Annotated in this window: 15 protein-coding genes; 9 read left to right on the top strand and 6 right to left on the bottom strand. The window is 63.3% G+C overall.

The features are described from left to right. Positions 1 to 942: 942 nt before the first annotated feature. From rpsT to mutM, 3 genes are all read right to left on the bottom strand, one after another. On the bottom strand, positions 943 to 1209 hold the full coding sequence (rpsT, locus tag PWG15_RS20495) for a 30S ribosomal protein S20 (RefSeq protein WP_034797494.1): 267 nt from the start codon (positions 1207 to 1209) through the stop codon (positions 943 to 945). A 190-nt stretch (positions 1210 to 1399) separates the two neighbouring features. Then, positions 1400 to 2173: an enoyl-CoA hydratase gene (locus PWG15_RS20490; RefSeq protein WP_275022441.1), complete on the bottom strand. Its 774-nt coding sequence runs from the start codon at positions 2171 to 2173 to the stop codon at positions 1400 to 1402. Positions 2174 to 2224: 51 nt separating this feature from the next. After that, positions 2225 to 3115 carry a bifunctional DNA-formamidopyrimidine glycosylase/DNA-(apurinic or apyrimidinic site) lyase gene (mutM, locus tag PWG15_RS20485; RefSeq protein ID WP_275022440.1) on the bottom strand — a complete coding sequence of 297 codons (891 nt, stop codon included), beginning with the start codon at positions 3113 to 3115 and terminating at the stop codon, positions 2225 to 2227. 173 nt (positions 3116 to 3288) lie between these two features. On the opposite strand from mutM, the gene ubiE reads away from it, so the two are divergent. The 8 genes from ubiE to PWG15_RS20445 all read left to right on the top strand — a co-directional run bounded on the left by ubiE (position 3289) and on the right by PWG15_RS20445 (position 10910). Beyond that, positions 3289 to 4065 carry a bifunctional demethylmenaquinone methyltransferase/2-methoxy-6-polyprenyl-1,4-benzoquinol methylase UbiE gene (gene ubiE, locus PWG15_RS20480; RefSeq protein ID WP_275022439.1) on the top strand — a complete coding sequence of 259 codons (777 nt, stop codon included), beginning with the start codon at positions 3289 to 3291 and terminating at the stop codon, positions 4063 to 4065. A 5-nt stretch (positions 4066 to 4070) separates the two neighbouring features. Then, positions 4071 to 5645 (top strand): 2-polyprenylphenol 6-hydroxylase, encoded by a 1575-nt coding sequence (gene ubiB / locus PWG15_RS20475; RefSeq protein ID WP_275022438.1) that lies wholly within the window; start codon positions 4071 to 4073, stop codon positions 5643 to 5645. Between the two features lie 224 nt (positions 5646 to 5869). Further along, a complete protein-coding gene (locus PWG15_RS20470) occupies positions 5870 to 6397 on the top strand; it encodes a GNAT family N-acetyltransferase (protein WP_275022437.1) in 528 nt (175 codons plus the stop codon). 173 nt (positions 6398 to 6570) lie between these two features. Beyond that, positions 6571 to 6831 carry a hypothetical protein gene (locus PWG15_RS20465; protein ID WP_275022435.1) on the top strand — a complete coding sequence of 87 codons (261 nt, stop codon included), beginning with the start codon at positions 6571 to 6573 and terminating at the stop codon, positions 6829 to 6831. A 166-nt stretch (positions 6832 to 6997) separates the two neighbouring features. Then, positions 6998 to 7777, top strand: a complete 780-nt coding sequence (locus PWG15_RS20460; RefSeq protein ID WP_275022433.1) for an SDR family oxidoreductase — start codon at positions 6998 to 7000, stop codon at positions 7775 to 7777. A 525-nt stretch (positions 7778 to 8302) separates the two neighbouring features. Beyond that, positions 8303 to 8896, top strand: a complete 594-nt coding sequence (locus PWG15_RS20455) for an ankyrin repeat domain-containing protein (RefSeq protein ID WP_275024473.1) — start codon at positions 8303 to 8305, stop codon at positions 8894 to 8896. Between the two features lie 11 nt (positions 8897 to 8907). Next, positions 8908 to 9378: a nucleoside deaminase gene (locus tag PWG15_RS20450; protein ID WP_275022431.1), complete on the top strand. Its 471-nt coding sequence runs from the start codon at positions 8908 to 8910 to the stop codon at positions 9376 to 9378. Positions 9379 to 9581: 203 nt separating this feature from the next. Further along, entirely contained in the window at positions 9582 to 10910 is a 1329-nt protein-coding gene (locus PWG15_RS20445; protein ID WP_275022430.1) for an MFS transporter, read from the top strand. A 9-nt stretch (positions 10911 to 10919) separates the two neighbouring features. Here the strand turns inward: PWG15_RS20445 and PWG15_RS20440 are convergent, their stop codons facing one another. Beyond that, positions 10920 to 11699 carry a bestrophin-like domain gene (locus PWG15_RS20440; protein WP_275022429.1) on the bottom strand — a complete coding sequence of 260 codons (780 nt, stop codon included), beginning with the start codon at positions 11697 to 11699 and terminating at the stop codon, positions 10920 to 10922. A 196-nt stretch (positions 11700 to 11895) separates the two neighbouring features. Between PWG15_RS20440 and PWG15_RS20435 the strand changes: the two genes are divergently transcribed. After that, positions 11896 to 12798, top strand: coding sequence for a cation diffusion facilitator family transporter (locus tag PWG15_RS20435; RefSeq protein WP_275022419.1), 903 nt, complete (start codon positions 11896 to 11898; stop codon positions 12796 to 12798). A gap of 7 nt (positions 12799 to 12805) precedes the next feature. On the opposite strand, the gene PWG15_RS20430 is transcribed toward PWG15_RS20435, so the two are convergent. Then, on the bottom strand, positions 12806 to 14386 hold the full coding sequence (locus PWG15_RS20430; protein ID WP_275022416.1) for an ABC-F family ATP-binding cassette domain-containing protein: 1581 nt from the start codon (positions 14384 to 14386) through the stop codon (positions 12806 to 12808). 160 nt (positions 14387 to 14546) lie between these two features. Next, positions 14547 to 16358 (bottom strand): sensor domain-containing diguanylate cyclase, encoded by a 1812-nt coding sequence (locus PWG15_RS20425; protein ID WP_275022415.1) that lies wholly within the window; start codon positions 16356 to 16358, stop codon positions 14547 to 14549. Between the last annotated feature and the right edge of the window lie 237 nt (positions 16359 to 16595).

The following is a 16595-nucleotide window of genomic DNA, read 5'->3' as shown; positions in this document are numbered from 1 at the left end:
TTTGCCGCCTTCCGATTCATGTTCAGATGCCGTCATCGCTGCCGGCGTCATCTCTTATGTCCGTCGCCCGCGGCGCCTCGAAAGGCCATGCCGCACACGTCGAACGTCACAGTCGCAGTCGACACCGGGCTCCTCATCTCCCGCCTCGCTGCGCGCTACGCGCATCCACCCGCCACATGTGGCCGGAGAATGTCCCCTCGCGCCTCTTGTCAACAATCCTTCGGTGCGCTCCCGCACCGCCTCGGATCCTCCTCCTCGTCAACAGCTCTCCGCACCCTCGTACGAAGCGATGAGCCGCGCGTTGGACTTTTGTCTGCCGACAGGCGCCGCTTGCACCCACCGTCATGACCTAAGCACCGCCCCACAACCATAAGACGAAAGCTTCTCTTCCGGAGTGGAACGAACCATCCGGTTTTTTCACCTTCGACTTGTCTGATTGAACGACGCGGAGCCGCCCTGATACAAAGGACAGAAACATCGAAACCATTTCTTCGAAATGGCGTCTTCTGCTTCCTTTACAGATGTGGTCTGTGTCCCCTGTGGAGGGCATTTAGGCAGGATCGATGGGCAAGATCAATCGCGATTTTTAAGCAACCTTAAGCACTGACCGTTGACTCTCAGTCTGCCTTTTGCTTGCCGCAATCCGAGTCCGCGAAGAATCGCTGTTGAATCAAGGGTTTTGAATTTTCGCCCTTTGCTTAGCTGGCGAAAAAGAAAAAAAATAAAAATTTGCTTGACTCATTTCGGGGTCAGGAGACCCCCGGCCAGAGACATCCTTTTGATAAGGACCTCCGGTAAGTCATTGAATTTATTTCAAAAATTTTGTCATCGCATTGACACAACGTAATACTGCCGGATTAACCATCGCGATGACAGAAGTATGAATCCGAAAAGCCCGGCGCAAGGGCCGGGCTTTTCATTAACAGATTTTTCTTAGCCGGATTAGGCCGAAAGCGACTTCACGCGCTGCGCGAGGCGCGAAACCTTGCGCGATGCAGTGTTGGCGTGCAGGACGCCCTTGGTGGCTGCGCGCATCAACTCGGGCTGAGCTGCCTTGAGCGCTGCGGCTGCAACTGCCTGGTCGCCGGTAGCGATCGCTTCTTCGACCTTGCGGATGAAGTTACGAACGCGCGAACGACGGGCCTTGTTCACTGCGGTGCGGCGTGCGATCTTGCGGGTCGCCTTTTTCGCCGAAGTTGTATTGGCCATTGGTGCCTCTCTTCGAAAACTGACATGAACTCCGCCCTCGCCGTGCCGGGTCACTGCGACCTGTCATCAAAGCAATTCGGGAGTATTTCCGGAAAGCCCAGAGTGGCGTTCCAAACTGAGGGCGGCGTATAGCGGGAAACAGCCGCCCCGTCAACGCGCATTTTCCAGAATCTGCGCGCCGTGCTCTGGGCTAGCGATGTTTGAACTCCGGCTTGCGCTTGGCGACGAAGGCGGCCATGCCCTCCTTCTGGTCTTCGGTCGCAAAGAGCGAATGGAAGAGCCGGCGTTCGAAACGAAGGCCTTCGGCGAGCGTCAGTTCGAGAGAGCGGCTCACCGCCTCCTTCGCCATCATGACCGCCGGCAGCGAGAAGGATGCAATCTTCTCGGCCGCGGCCAGCGCTTCCTCCATCAGTTTCTCCGGCACCACCACACGCGAAACGAGTCCTGCGCGTTCCGCCTCCGCCGCGTCCATCATGCGCCCGGTCAGAACCAGGTCCATCGCCTTCGCCTTGCCGACAGCACGCGTCAGGCGCTGCGAGCCACCCATGCCTGGAATGACGCCGAGGGTGATTTCGGGCTGGCCGAATTTCGCGGTCTCGGACGCGATGATGAAGTCGCACATCATCGCCAGCTCGCAGCCGCCGCCGAGCGCGTAGCCGGAAACGGCAGCGATCACCGGCTTGCGGGCCGCTGCCACCTGGTCCCAGCCGCCGATGAAATCACCGAGATAGCTGTCGACGAAATCGAGCTCCTGCATCTCCTTGATGTCGGCGCCGGCGGCAAAGGCCTTCTCCGAGCCGGTGACGACGACGGCACCGATCTCCTTGTCGGCATCGAAGGCCTTCAGCGCTGCGGCAAGCTCGCGCATCACGGTCGAGTTCAGCGCATTCAGCGCCTGCGGACGATTGAGCGTCACGAGGCCGACGCGGCCGCGTGTCTCGACCAGCAGCGTTTCGTAGGTCATTCCTGTTTCCTCCGGTTTATCTTAGACGCCAGACCGCGAATGGCCCGGCGTTCATTTCTGGCAGTGCGGGCAATAGAAGGTCGAACGGCCCGCCTGCACGATCCGGGCGACCGTACCGTTGCAGCCCGACGTGCGGCAAGCCTCTCCTTCGCGGTCGTAGACGGAGAAGGAGTGCTGGAAATAACCGAGCGAGCCGTCGGCCTGGATATGGTCCTTGAGCGACGAGCCGCCGGCGGCGATGGCATCGGCGATGACCTCGCGGATCGCGTCCGTCAGCCGCAGCAGCCCGTCCTTCGGCTTGCCACGCTTGTCGACGAGTTCGCCGGCGGGTTTCACCGGCGTCAGATGCGAGCGCCACAGCGCCTCGCAGACATAGATATTGCCGAGCCCGGCAATGTTCTTCTGGTCGAGCAAGGCTGCCTTCAGCGGCTGCGCCTTTCCGGAAAACCGCGCCGCAAGATAGGTGGCATCGAGCAGGTTGCCTGTCGGCTCCTCGCCGAGTGCCCGGAAATAGGCGTGGCTTGCCACCGTTTCGCGGCGGGCAAGGTCCATGAAGCCGAAGCGGCGTGGGTCGTTGTAGATCACCCGCACGGGGCCGTCGGCGCCGTCTAGATGAAAGATGACGTGATCGTGCTTCTCGTCCTTGCCGCGCGGATGGTGAAACTCGCCCGGCGTCGCCGCCGCCGGCCCCGCCTCGATGCGGAAGGAGCCGGACATGCCGAGATGGGCGATGATGACGTCGCCCGCCTCCAGATCGATCATCAGATACTTCGCCCGGCGCGACAGCGAGACGATGCGCTGGCCGGCAACGGTTGCGGAAAAATTCTCCGGAAACGGAAAGCGCAGGTCCGGCCGGCGCAGTTCCGCGTTGACGATCAGCGCGCCCTCCATGGTCGGCGCCAGGCCGCGCTTGACGGTTTCGACCTCGGGCAACTCCGGCATAAATGCACTCCTGCGATCTCGGCCACCGGATGCGGCCGATGGCATTTCCTTGGCGGCCTTCTTATCCTATAGGGAGTGCGCTATGCCGCAGGCGCGGTCCCGTCCACGAGATAGCGCGGATGGGGCCTTTTCGCTATGGTGCCGGAAAAATTGGTTCAGATGGAGTTCTTCGTATGACGGATCAGCGCGTATCGGCCGATGGCGGCATGGAAACATCGTTCGGTTTCCGCAATGTCGACGCCGGCGAAAAGCAGCCGCTCGTCAACGACGTCTTCCATAAGGTGGCCAAGCGCTACGACATCATGAACGACGTGATGTCAGCCGGCCTGCACCGCGCCTGGAAAGACGCGATGATTGCCGCGCTCAACCCGCCGCGCCGCGAAGACTATAAAGTGCTGGACGTTGCCGGTGGCACTGGCGACATCGCCTTCCGCATCATCGAGGCCTCCGACCGCAAGGCGCATGCGACCGTGCTCGACATCAACGGCTCGATGCTTGCCGTCGGCGCCGAGAGGGCGGAAAAGAAGAAGCTTTCCGCCAATCTCGAATTCGTCGAGGCCAATGCCGAGGAACTGCCGTTCGAAGCAAATACCTTCGACGCCTATACGATCGCCTTCGGCATCCGTAACGTGCCGCGCATCGACGTGGCGCTGAAGGAGGCGCACCGGGTGCTGAAGCGCGGCGGCCGCCTGCTCGTGCTGGAGTTCTCCGAAGTGGAGATGCCGCTGCTCGATCGCTTCTATGATGCCTGGTCGTTCAACGCGATCCCGAAGTTCGGCAAGCTGATCACCGGCGACGAGGCGCCCTACCAGTATCTGGTGGAATCGATCCGCAAGTTCCCGAACCAGCGCGACTTCGCGACCATGATCAAGGAGGCCGGATTCTCCCGTGTCTCCTTCACCAACTACACCGGCGGCATCGCAGCGCTGCATTCCGGCTGGAAAATCTGATCCTCATGAGCACGCCTGGAGCATATGTCCGCCTCGCGCGGATCGGCTGGGTTCTCGTGCGCGAAGGCGTCGTCTCCGCCGTTCCAACCGAGCACCTGCCGCCTTTCGCCCGTTTCGCCCAGAAGGCGGCGGGGCTCTTGGCGCGCCGCCGGGTACCGGGTGAGGAGCGCAGCGACCGGTTGTCGCGCGCCGTCGCCCGCCTCGGCCCTTCCTATGTGAAGATCGGCCAGTTCCTGGCGACGCGGCCTGACGTCGTCGGCGCGGAGTTCGCCGCCGACCTGTCGCTGCTGCAGGACAGCATGGCGACCTTCCCTCAGAGCGAGGCGAAAGCCGCGATCGAGGGCTCGCTCGGCCGGACAGTCGACGACCTCTACCAGGAGTTTTCCGAGCCGATGGCCGCCGCCTCGATCGCCCAGGTACATCCGGCCATCGTGCTGCGCGACGGCAAGCCGGAGAAAGTGGCGGTCAAGGTCATCCGCCCCGGTGTTCGCCAGCGCTTCGCCTCCGACATCGAGGCGATGTATCTTGTCAGCCATATGCAGGAGCGCTTCCTGCCCTATACGCGCCGGCTGAAGCCGGTCGAAGTCACCAAGACGCTGGAGCAGACGACCAAGATCGAAATGGATCTTCGGTTGGAGGCAGCAGCGCTTTCCGAGCTCGGCGAGAACACCAAGGATGATTCCGGCTTTCGCGTGCCGAAGGTCGACTGGGAACGGACCGGACGCGACGTCGTCACCATGGAGTGGATCGACGGCGTCAAGATGTCGGATATCGAGGGGCTCAAGGCTGCCGGCCATGACCTCAACCAGCTCGCCGAAACCCTGATCCAGTCCTTCCTGCGCCACACGCTGCGCGACGGCTTCTTCCACGCCGACATGCATCAGGGCAATCTCTTCGTCGATGACGCCGGCCATATCGTCGCCGTTGACATGGGCATCGTCGGCCGGCTCGGAAAGAAAGAGCGCCGGTTCCTGGCCGAGATCCTATTCGGTTTCATTACCCGCGACTACCAGCGCGTCGCCGACGTGCATTTCGAGGCGGGTTACGTGCCCTCGCATCACGACGCCGCGAGCTTTGCCCAGGCAATCCGCGCGATCGGCGAGCCGATCCACGGCCAGCCGGCCGAGACCATCTCGATGGCAAAGCTCCTGACCCTGCTGTTCGAAGTTACTGAACTCTTCGACATGCAGACCCGTCCCGAGCTTGTCATGCTGCAGAAGACGATGGTGGTCGTCGAAGGTGTGGCCCGCACGCTCAATCCGCGCTTCAACATGTGGAAAGCGTCCGAGCCGGTCGTCGGCAAGTGGATTCGCGACAATCTCGGGCCCAAGCGTATCGTCGGCGATCTTCGCGATGGCCTGCACGCGGCGCTCAGGCTTGCAGAAGCCGCCCCCGAAATAGCCGCGCGCACTGAAAAGTTCTCGAGCGAGATCATGGCCATGAGCGAAAACGGCCTGCGCTTCGACGCGGAGACCGCCCATGCGATCGGCAAGGCGGAGGCCAGACACACGCGCTCCGGCCGCATTGCGCTCTGGCTGATCGCCGCCACGCTCGTCTACATCGCCTGGCAGGTGACCTGATCTCCGCCCGCGCCTTGACCGGCGCGGCGGGCTTGCCTTTCTACCTTCGCTTGCTATCCTCGCGGCATGGACAATCGTTCGATTCTCGCAATGGTGCTTTGCACGCATACCCCAGGGGTGTGCGGGAGACCTGTTGCGCTGAATTGAGCGAAAAATGTCCCCCACCAACCCTGCCGAGGCGAGCAGGGTTGGGTCCTGTTTCCTCGGAGCAAAGAGAGGAAACAATGACTGAGACGCACGCTCCTCCCGAAACCAAGATCCGCGCGGCGCGCATTGTCGACTGGGAGGCGGTCGCCGCCCTGATGAGCCAGCCGGGCATCCGATCCGGAACACTCCGATTGCCCTTTTCCACGCCGGAACAGACGCGCAAGTGGATGGAGACACGATCGGACGACGACACTGTCATCGTTGCCGAACGCGATGGCCGGATCGTCGGCATGGCCGGCCTGCACCGCAGCAAGGGACGGCGCCACCATTCAGCCGCCCTTGGCATCAGCGTCGACGACAAGCACCGTGGCGAAGGGATTGGTAAGGCACTGCTTACGGCCTTGATCGATGCTGCCGACAACTGGCTGGGCATCAGCCGCATCGAGCTCACTGTCTTCACCGACAACGAGCCTGCCATCGCACTCTACCGGAAGACAGGCTTCGAGATGGAGGGCACGCACCGGGCCTATGCGCTCAGAAGCGGCGTGCTTGCGGATGTTTTCGCCATGGCGCGTATCCGCGCTCCAGCGGCGCCGGCCGCCTAGCGGAAGATCCCGAGCTTCGGCAGCCAATAACCGCAACGGCCGGCGGCTCGCACTCTTGCGCAACCGCCGGCTACACCCTGTTCCATCCGGAACTGCGAATATATCCGTTCGATGCGATCTTTCCCTCATGGATGACGAAGGCTCATCCCAACCAACCCAGAGGAGAGAACATCATGCGCAAGATCATCATCGCAGCCGCTGTTGCCGTTACCGCCGCCATCTCCTTTGCCGCCCCGTCGCAGGCCGGCGGTTTCTCGATCGGCTTCAGCAATGGGCACTACGGCCATGGCTGGGGTGGACAGGTCGGCTATGTCGGCGACTACTACGGCGGGCCGTACTATTACGAAGACGAACCGTACTGCTTCATCAAGAAGGTCAAGCGCTACGACCACTACGGCAACCTGTACTTCAAGAAAATTCGCATCTGCCGCTGATCCGTCGCAACAAGGGCGGGGGGAAAAGCCCGGTCGGTTTTCCGACCGGGCTTTCTTATTGGGCCTGCCTCGCCGTTCGCCGACGTCAATTCGATTCCGCTTCGAGCAAAACTGTAGTAGCTCCAGATCCTGGTCATTCTGAATTCGACATCGAGGAGAACCGGTCATGGATCTTGGCATCGCTGGAAAACGTGCACTGGTGCTCGGCGGCAGCAAGGGGCTAGGCCGCGGCATCGCCGAGGCACTGGCAAACGAAGGCGTCACCGTTGCCCTGACCGGTCGCGATGCGGCATCAGCGTCCATGGTGGCCAGCGACATCGGCCCATCGGCGCGGGGCTACGCGCTCGACCTTTCGAAACCCGACACGCTCGACGGCCTGCTCGATCAGCTCGCAGCCGATTTCGGCGCGATCGACATTCTCGTCCTGAACGGCGGCGGGCCGCCGCCCTCGCCTGCCTCGGCGATCGAGCCCGATTTCTGGCGCGCGCAGTTCGAAACCATGGTGCTGGCCGGGATGCGCATTACCGGCCGGTTGCTGCCTCGCATGCGGGAGCAGCAGTTCGGACGGATCATCGCCGTCGCCTCCACCAGCATCCGCGAGCCGATCGTCGGGCTTACCGCCTCGAATGCCCTCAGAAGTGCGGTCGCCGGCTGGCTGAAGACACTTGCCGGCGAGGTCGCAGCCGACGGCGTGACCGTCAACCTGCTTCTGCCGGGTCGGCTTGCCACCGACCGCACGCTGAGCTTCGACCGCATGGATGCGGAAAGCGAAGGCGTCGATATCGCGACGGTCGCAGCACGCAGCCAGCAGGAGATTCCGCTCGGACGCTACGGCACACCGGCGGAATTCGGGGCAGCCGCGGCTTTCCTCGCCAGCCGCCAGGCAAGCTACATCACCGGCGTCGCGTTGCCGGTCGACGGCGGTCTCAGCCGCTCGATGCTCTGACACGACGTCGACCCAGGCGCGCTCACGGGATTGGGTGATCGCCAACGGTCGCATCACGCCCGTTTCGCTTTGGCCGCCACCGCTTTTCCGCTGGCGGTCGACGCGGTAGAGCCCCCGTGCTCCGCCGCGATTCCGAGATCTCTGGGCAGGCGCAGTCGAAGGGTTATTCATTCATTTTTCCACTCGTGATCATTCGTACATTTAATTTCCGAATAGGCGCTGCGACTCCTATGGTCCGCGACGAGGGGCCATTGCCGGGCGGGCAACACGTTCGGTGAAGACGCGTGTCCAGCGCCCTTGAAAAGGTTGCGGACCTGTTCAAGTAAGCACGAGAACGCCACGAGCGAGGACGAAGGCACCGCCACTTCCGGGTTTCCACGTCTCGCCTCAACCGGAACCACTGAGACCGGCCTGTTCGACCGGTGGCATGATCGGAAAGATGGAATGCGACCAAGACTTTTCGGCTCGCTGGTCGGCGCATCGATCGCCGTCTTCAGCCTTTCACCCGCACCTGTGGGGGCCTCCATGCTCGAAAACCAACTGATTTCCGCTGCCGAGGCCGGGGATGCGGACAAGATCAAGTCGCTGCTGCAACAGGGCGCAAGCGTCGAGACCCGCGATGCCAGCGGCGCCACGGCCCTTCTCGTCGCCACCCACGAAAACCGCGTCGATGCGGCGCGCGCGCTGATCGAGGCCGGCGCCGACGTCAATGCCAAGGACAAGATCCAGGACAGTCCTTACCTCTACGCCGGCGCACGTGGCCATCTCCAAATCCTGAAGCTGACGCTTGCGCATGGCGCCGACCTCAAGAGCACGAACCGCTATGGCGGCACGGCGCTCATTCCAGCTTCCGAGCGCGGCCATGTCGAGACCGTCAAGACGCTGATTAAGGCGGGCGTCGATGTCGACCACGTCAATCGCCTCGGCTGGACGGCGCTGCTTGAGGCGATCATCCTTGGCACCGGCGGCGAAAAACACACCGAGATCGTGCGGCTGCTGATCAAGGCCGGCGCTGACGTAAACCTTGCCGATGGCGAAGGCGTGAGCCCGCTCACCCATGCGCGCCAGCGCGGCCACAGTCAGATCGAGAAACTGCTGGTCGACGCCGGCGCGCGTTAGAAAGAACTCCGATGAACCAGGAACAGACCTATCTGGCAGAGGCCGTAGCGCTCGCTCGCCGCAACATCGAGAAAGACGGTCGCCCCTTTGGCGCGGTCGTCGTCAAGGACGGTGAGATCGTCGGCCGCGGCGTCAACGAGATGCTGTCGACCGGCGACCCGACTTCGCATGCGGAACTCAACGCCTTGCGTGCCGCCGCCCGCACACTCCGCTCGCCGCGGCTCGAAGGCGCATCGGTCTACGCCAGCGGCCAGCCCTGCCCGATGTGCCTTGCAGCCATGCGCATGGCCGGGATCACCGAGATCGCCTATGCGCATTCGAACGCCGATGCCGAACCCTTCGGCCTGTCGACCGCAGCGATCTACGCAGAACTGGCAAAACCACTTGCCGAGCAGGCCATGCGTTTTCGGCACGTGCCGGTCGACGATGCCGAGCCGAAATCACTCTACATGACCTGGCAGGAACGGCAGGGGAAGGACTAGCCGGCAGCCCGACGCCAGAGCCAGGCGCAGACATTGCGAGACCGTTCTGAGGCCGCCATGACCTGTGACCGCTTTTCTTTTTCGTTCAGATCACGGCCGCATGGGACATGCCTTCGCCCCGCAGCGGCCGATTGTCGCCGGATCGCTGCACCCTTGCCGAGCACACGCGACGGATGTAATCGCAAGAGGAGTCTCTTTCCCTCTTGTGGCCGCTCGACATCCGCACGGAAACCGAGCGCCCGCCCAGCCTGCAGGTGCCTGCGATGAATGCCTACTCCGAAGACGCTGGCCGCCGTGTTGCTCTGCTTCTCATAGCAGGCTCCGGCGTGGTGACGATTGCCAAGGGCATGAGCCTGACCTTCCTCGCGATCCGCCTGCAGCGCGATTTTGGCCTCAGCCCCGCCGGCATCGGCGCCCTGATCGGTGCCGGCCCATTGCTTGGCGCCGTCGTCAGCCCCTTTGCCGGCACGCTGTCCGACCGGGTCGGCCGAAAAGGTGTGCTGACCGCAGCGCTTTTCATGGCCGGGCTGGCGTTGGCGGGGCTCGGGCTGGCGCAATCGATCGCCGCCTTCGCGCTGGCGCACATCGTTTCCGCCGTCGCAGCCGCCGTCTATGAGCCGGTTGCGCGTGCCTTGATGAGCGATGCCGCGCCTGAGCATCTGCGCCTCAAGATTTTCTCCTGGCGCTATCTCGCCATCAATGCCGGCTGGGCCATCGGACCGCTGATCGGCGTCTGGGTCGGCGCTGCCTATTCGACGCTGTTCATCAGTGCCGGCGTCATACACGCGGTCTTCGGCCTGGTGCTCTTCCTGACGGTGCCCGAAGCCGGCAACAGGCAGATGCTCCAGACCAAGGGGGCATCCCGGGCCGGCGGTGGCTGGCGCGGGCTTGTCGCCGCGCTTAGCGACCGAAGGCTGGTCTTCTTCGTCGTCGGCGGCACATTGCTGCTCGCCGTCCATGGTCAGTGGTCGGTGACCCTGTCACAGTATCTCAACACCGCGTTCGAGGATGGTGTCACGCTCTTTGCGCTCCTGGTTTCGACCAATGCCGCTACGGTGCTGATCGCGAGCACGCCTGCCCGCTTCGTGATCGAAAGGATCGGTGCGCTGCCGGCGCTGTCGCTCGGCTGCCTGTTGTTTCTGGTCGGCGAAGTCGGTTTTGCAGCCTCGTCCGGAATGGAAATGCTGGTCGCCTCGATGATCCTCTTCACCATCGGCGAGGTGCTCGTCGTGCCCTCGGAATATGTGCTGGTCGACGGCATTTCGAATGCCGGCAATCGCGGCACCTATTTCGGCGCCCATTCGCTCTCGACTGTCGGAAACTTCCTCGGGCCGCTCATCGGCGGCCTGGCACTTGGCACCGTCGGCGGCGCCGGCATGTTCCTGCTGTTCGGGCTGCTTTCAGCGGCAAGCGCGCTTCTGTTTGCGATCGGCCACTCCATGCCGCCGCCACGCCCCAAGGCCGCGCGCGCCGATACGTCCGAGCGCGTCGCCATTGGCGGCGATCTCCTGCGGTTGGAGCAGTTCGCCTAGGACTGAGCGCTACCCGCCGCTCGCAGGTGACGATGCACTGATCTGTTGCTGCACCCGTTCGAGCGGGCCAGGTGCCAGCGCCGCTGGCGGCTCGTACGGATTGGAAAAGGCGTAGATCAGGAAGAGAATGATGCCGGTATAGGCGCCGAAGAGGCAAAGCAGCAGCAGATTGCGCCGCATCGGCGGGAAGGAATAATAGGCGAGCGCGATGAAGATGACGCCCGCAAGCGCCGCGAACCAGAAGATGCTGTCGATCGAATCCGCGACATTGCTTTCCCGCTTGGTCCGGCTTAGCGAGATGTCGTGCAGACGCTCCAGCATCTGGCTGCGCAGGCTCTCCTGGCGCTTGTCGGCCGGCGAAAGGTTCAGCACCTGCTGATAGGCTTCATCCCAACGAACCCAAGCCTCTGGTGAAAGACGTCCCTTGTTCCCCAACGACTGCCATTCGCCGTCGATCACCTCAGCCGCATAGGCGGAGATCGCCTGCTGGATCGGCGCCTTGAAATCCTCGCCGTAGCGCCCGGCATCGAAGTAGATGTCGGCGATGGCGCCGGCTTCGATGGCCATCGTGTATTTGAGTTGCTGGTACTCGACCATCTCCTGCGCGAAGACGAGCGCGAGGATCAGGCCGTGCAGCGCAGCAACCCGGAAGATAATGGAGCTCGCAAGTTCCTTTTCATCGCCTTCCGCCTCGCCCCCCATGATCAACCGCATCAGGAAATAGGCGGCGAGCGTCAGGGCGACCGTGCCGAAAATGAAGAGGGCACCGAGCAATATCTCGACGATCATTTTCCCCTCCGCCGGTCGCCGATACTGCCGGCAATTCTGAGCGTAGAGACCCCGAAATACAACGCCTCGCTTTATTAGCGGATGCACGCAACAGCTGTCTTGCGCGCAGGCAAACCGCTATGTTTGCGGCCGTTGCCACCATTTCGACACCGCCAACCCCTAAGCACCGCGCCGAAACAGGAGTAAAAACAACATCATGGCCGCCCAAACCGAACAGACAGTCCTCAAGCAATCGATCGCGGCCACCGTCGTCGTCGGGATGACGGGCGTTATCTTCGGTCTGCTTTCGGGCTCGGTTTCCATCGTCTTCGACGGTGTCTTCTCCGCGGTCGACGCCTCCATGACCGTGCTTGCGCTCGGCGTGACGCAATTGATCCCGAAGCAGAGCAAGCGGTTCCAGATGGGGTTTTGGCACATCGAACCCATGGTGCTGCTGTTCAATGCCGGGTTGCTGACGCTGCTTTCCTTCTACGCGATGGTTAACGCCGTCGGATCGCTCTTGTCGGGTGGCAACCACCTCGCCTTCGACTGGGCCATTGCCTATGCGGCCGTCGTCGTGGTGATCTGCCTCGTTATGTTTTTCTACATACGCCGGGCGAACCGGCCGATCGGCTCGGAGTTCCTGGCGCTCGACGTGCGTGCCTGGGCGATGTCCGGCGCGATCACCTCGGCCCTGCTCGTCGCCTTCGTGATCGCCGCGGCATTGAAGGGTACGGCCTACGAACACTGGACGCCCTATGTCGACCCGGCGATCCTGATCGTGCTGACGCTCTGCCTTATCCCGCTGCCGATCCGCACGGTGTTCCAGGCCTTGAAGGAGATCTTCCTGGTCGCGCCTGCCGAGCTCGACGAGCGCGTGCGCCAGGCGGCTGCAAATGCAGTCGCCCGCCACGGCTTTGTCGACTATCGCACCTATGTCGCCAAGGTCGGGCGTTCCAGGACGATCGAGGTCTATCTGATCGGAACGCCGGAAACCAAGGTCGGCACGCTCGCCGAACTCGACCGGATCCGCGCCGAGGTCGGCGAGGAGATCGGCGATCCCGGCCAAGACCGCTGGCTGACGATCGCCTTTACCGGTGAAGCGCGCTGGGCGGAGTGATCCTCCATCAGGAAAGCTCGATCCGCCTGTTGATGCCGATCGCCTCCAGGAAGGCGCGGTCGTGGCTGACGACAAGCAGCGCCCCGTCATAGGCGCGCAGCCCCGCCTCGACCGCCTCGATCGAATCGATGTCCAGATGGTTGGTCGGCTCGTCGAGGATCAGCAGTTGCGGCGGGTTGCGGCCGCCGAGTACGCACGCAAGCCCGGCGCGCAGCATCTGACCGCCACTGAGGCTCGAAACGACCTGCAAGGCTGCGTCCGCCCGGAACATGAAACGGGCGAGTGCCGCGCGGCAGTCGTTCTCGCTGGCTTCAGGATTGAGCTGCCGGAAATTGTCGCGGATCGAAAGACGGGGATCGAGCAGGCTCACCTGCTGGTCGAGCATGGCGTGATCGACCAGGATGCGCACGCTGCCTGACCAGGGCTTGAGGTCACCGGTCAGCAGCGCCAGTAGCGTCGTCTTGCCCGAGCCGTTGCGGCCGGTGAGTGCCACGCGCTCCGGGCCGACAATCGACAGTGACAGCCGGTCGATCACCGGCTTCCCCGGCTGATAGCCAACGCCGGCATCATCGACCTGCAGCACGCTGCGGCCGGTGGGAAGGCCGGTTGAAGGCAGGCGGACGGTCAGCGGCTGCAGGATCTCGATGCGTTCGCGCGCTTCGGCCAGATCACCGATGGCAGAATCGCGCCGGCGATCCGCCAGCCGGGCGTTGTCGCCACCGGTCTTCTCGCTGCGCTCCTTCCTTGCATCCAGCAGCAGCAGCGGCGCATCGCCCTTGGCGCGCTTGCGGCGGCCGGCCGCGTCCTTGCGCGCCTTGCGTTCGGCCATCTCCTGGGTCTTGCGCTCGACCTCGGCCAGACGCCGCTCGGCATCGACGAGATCGTGGCGGGCCGAGGCCAGCTCGATCGCCTTGCGCTCGCGGTAGTGGCTCCAGTTGCCGCCATAGGTGGTGGCGCCCAGCGTCGTCAGCTCGACGATCGCGTCCATCGTCTCCAAAAGTACGCGGTCATGGCTGACGACGATGGCGCCGCCGCGCCAACCCGCCATCAGCGCGGCAACGGCCGCGCGTCCTTCCCGGTCGAGATTGTTGGTGGGCTCGTCGAGCAGAATGAAATCCGGCTCCTTGAAGACAAGGGCAGCAAGCTTCACGCGGGTCATCTGCCCGCCGGAAAGGGCTGCTAAGCGCGTCCCAGCCGACGCATCCAGACCGACGCGGGCAAGTGCCCCCTCCAGCCGGGATTCGAGCGTCCAGTCGGCGGTGGCAAGCTCGTTCATGCTGGCCAATCCCTCTTCCGCCCGCTTGAGGACGGCAAGCGCATCGGCAGCGCCGAAGAGATCAGCGACGGTCTCGTCGGCGGTGACCTGGACGGTCTGGCTCAACACGCCGAGGCTGCCGACGACGGCGACCTTACCGGCCTGCGGCGCGAGCGCGCCCTCGATCAGGCGCAGCAGCGTGGATTTCCCCACCCCGTTGCGGCCGACAAGGCCGGTACGAACAGGACCAAAGGTCAGGTCGAGATTGGAAAAGAGGCTTCGGCCCTCAGGCGTGGACCACGAAAGCTGGGAGAGTGAAATTGAAGCAGGCATGGATACGGTTTTCCCTGATGGCAAGACGGTTCGGCTTGGCGTTCAGGGTGAAATCCATCGATGCGTGTATCCTGTTCAAATTTCTATCGCGGCAATAGATAGCATCGAATGCGCCCGTTTCAAGGCGGACATTCGCTGGGGCTCTGTGAGGGCGGTGCTGTCAGGCCAGACTGCGCCGTTCCGCGCCATCACCGAAGCTCAGTCCGGAGGCGCAGACGCTGCGGTTTCTGCCATGGTTCTTGGCGTCGAGAAGGGCCGCGTCGGCGCGGGTGAGCAGCGTGGCGACAGGCCCGTCGTTCGGGGCCGAAGCGATGCCGATCGAAACCGAAACCGTACCGAGGATCCGACCACGATGCGACAACGGTGTGGTGCCGATCCGGGTCCTGAGCCGCTCGGCAAGCTCATAGCCCGAGGCTTCGCCAGCCTCCGGCAGCAGCACCGTGAATTCCTCTCCGCCGAAGCGGTAGGCGCTGCCGGCATCGGACACCGTATCGACGATGATCTGCGCCACATACTGCATGACGACGTCGCCCGCGTCGTGGCCGAACTCGTCATTGAAGCGCTTGAAATGGTCGATGTCGATCATCAGGCAGGTGAGCGGTTTGCCGCCCTGCCCGCGCGGCTGCCGGTTCAGCGCCTCATCGAGGCAGCGGCGGTTGAGCAGCCCCGTCAGCGCGTCGCGCACCGCCAGATTGGTGAGCTTCTCGCGCAACTGAAGATTGGCGACGGCAAGCCCGATGTTTTCGGCGATCAATTCGAGATAGAGGCGCGACGCTTCGACCGCGAATGTTTCGTCAGAGCGTTCTTCGAAATAGAGAAGGCCGATCGTATCCCCCTGGGCCGTCAGCGGCACGCAGAGGCCGACCGTGCCACCGTCGTCGAGATGCTGGCAGGCGATGTCGCTATGACCGCGGTTGCTGACATGCGGCCGGCCGCGGCGAAGTCCCCAGCAGGCGCTGGACGGGAAGGACGGCGCGGAATGCTGCGGATCGAGCCAGGTGCCGACGCGGGTCAAGAGCGTCCGGCTGTCGTTCAAGACGTAGAGATGGCCGGCGAGATTGGGAAAGACCTGCGGCGCAAAGCGAGCGACGACCTCGGCCAGTTCGTCCTGGCCCTGGCAGGCCTGCAGCCGGTGCATCATCTGCAGGATCAGGTCCTTGGTCTGCTGGTCCAGCCGCCGTTCGGCATCGAGCCGGTCGCGTTCCAAGCCATTCTCGCGGAAGATATGGATCGCCTGGTTCATTTCACCGATCTCGTCGCGACGCCGATCGAGCGGCACCTCCACGGCGTAATCCTGCTCTGCCAGGCGTGTGACGATGCCGCTCATGCGGGTGAGCGGCATGGCGACACGGCGTTTGAGAATGAAATAGAGCACACTCAAGAACAGGGCAGCGGTGATGCCGAGCATCGTCTTGGCGGCGACGGCGTACCAGTCGCTGCGCTCCTGCGCCTCGTTGAGCGTCCCGCCCGTGCGAGCATTGGTCAGGTCGCGAAACCGCGAGACCGTATCCAGAAGTGCTGTCTGCAGGCGCTCGTGCTCGGGGCCGAACAGCTTCTCCTGGGCGCTGGTGCGATCGCCCTTCTGATAGGCTTCGATCGCGGCAACCTCGATCTTGTCGAGTGCTTCGGCCTCGCGCATGATCTCCTGAAGGGCTGCGATCTCGGCCTGGGACGCGCCGAAACTCGTGGCCGTCTTGATCGCCTCTTCGCGCTTGCGCTCCTCTTCCTCCGCGCGATGGAAGGCTTCGAGATGGCGCTCGTCGCTGCGCATCACGTAAAGGCGCGCCTCGTCGGTCCGCACTTCCGCTCCGAGCGCAAGCTCTTCGCCGAGCGTATCGAGCACCAGATGCTGCTCGACCGCCTGTCGTTCCCTGATCGCGCTGTCCGTCGACAGAATGAAGGCCGCGCCCGAAAGCCCCGTCAGAAGCACGGTCACGCCATAGGCCCAGTTGGTGATCGCATTTATTCGCATGGTAGAAGCCTAGCCCCCGCGCATTGAGAGCGGATTAACCGCATTATCAGGCTTCGGCAACAGGCCCAGAACAAGTTGAAGCGGACGAAGCGGCTTTTGTTCCATCGCACACTACGGAGCGGAGCAATCGTCGATATCTGCACAGGCCAGCCCAGCCGGGACACGTTGCGCCCGACAGATCGCTCAAGTAGGTTCGACCTGGAAGACGCTGGCGAGGCCAGCCGATGGGATTGTTCC

Origin of the sequence: Ensifer adhaerens (assembly GCF_028993555.1) — a bacterium.
Taxonomy (GTDB): domain Bacteria; phylum Pseudomonadota; class Alphaproteobacteria; order Rhizobiales; family Rhizobiaceae; genus Ensifer; species Ensifer adhaerens_I.
This window is presented reverse-complemented; position numbering and strand designations above follow the sequence as displayed.

Excerpts from the sequence above, each read along its gene's own strand:
- rpsT (WP_034797494.1), bottom strand. The coding sequence starts at position 1,209 with ATGGCCAATACAACTTCGGCGAAAAAGGCGACCCGCAAGATCGCACGC.
- PWG15_RS20490 (WP_275022441.1), bottom strand. The coding sequence starts at position 2,173 with ATGACCTACGAAACGCTGCTGGTCGAGACACGCGGCCGCGTCGGCCTC.
- mutM (WP_275022440.1), bottom strand. The coding sequence starts at position 3,115 with ATGCCGGAGTTGCCCGAGGTCGAAACCGTCAAGCGCGGCCTGGCGCCG.
- ubiE (WP_275022439.1), top strand. The coding sequence starts at position 3,289 with ATGACGGATCAGCGCGTATCGGCCGATGGCGGCATGGAAACATCGTTC.
- ubiB (WP_275022438.1), top strand. The coding sequence starts at position 4,071 with ATGAGCACGCCTGGAGCATATGTCCGCCTCGCGCGGATCGGCTGGGTT.
- PWG15_RS20470 (WP_275022437.1), top strand. The coding sequence starts at position 5,870 with ATGACTGAGACGCACGCTCCTCCCGAAACCAAGATCCGCGCGGCGCGC.
- PWG15_RS20465 (WP_275022435.1), top strand. The coding sequence starts at position 6,571 with ATGCGCAAGATCATCATCGCAGCCGCTGTTGCCGTTACCGCCGCCATC.
- PWG15_RS20460 (WP_275022433.1), top strand. The coding sequence starts at position 6,998 with ATGGATCTTGGCATCGCTGGAAAACGTGCACTGGTGCTCGGCGGCAGC.
- PWG15_RS20455 (WP_275024473.1), top strand. The coding sequence starts at position 8,303 with ATGCTCGAAAACCAACTGATTTCCGCTGCCGAGGCCGGGGATGCGGAC.
- PWG15_RS20450 (WP_275022431.1), top strand. The coding sequence starts at position 8,908 with ATGAACCAGGAACAGACCTATCTGGCAGAGGCCGTAGCGCTCGCTCGC.
- PWG15_RS20440 (WP_275022429.1), bottom strand. The coding sequence starts at position 11,699 with ATGATCGTCGAGATATTGCTCGGTGCCCTCTTCATTTTCGGCACGGTC.
- PWG15_RS20435 (WP_275022419.1), top strand. The coding sequence starts at position 11,896 with ATGGCCGCCCAAACCGAACAGACAGTCCTCAAGCAATCGATCGCGGCC.
- PWG15_RS20430 (WP_275022416.1), bottom strand. The coding sequence starts at position 14,386 with ATGCCTGCTTCAATTTCACTCTCCCAGCTTTCGTGGTCCACGCCTGAG.
- PWG15_RS20425 (WP_275022415.1), bottom strand. The coding sequence starts at position 16,358 with ATGCGAATAAATGCGATCACCAACTGGGCCTATGGCGTGACCGTGCTT.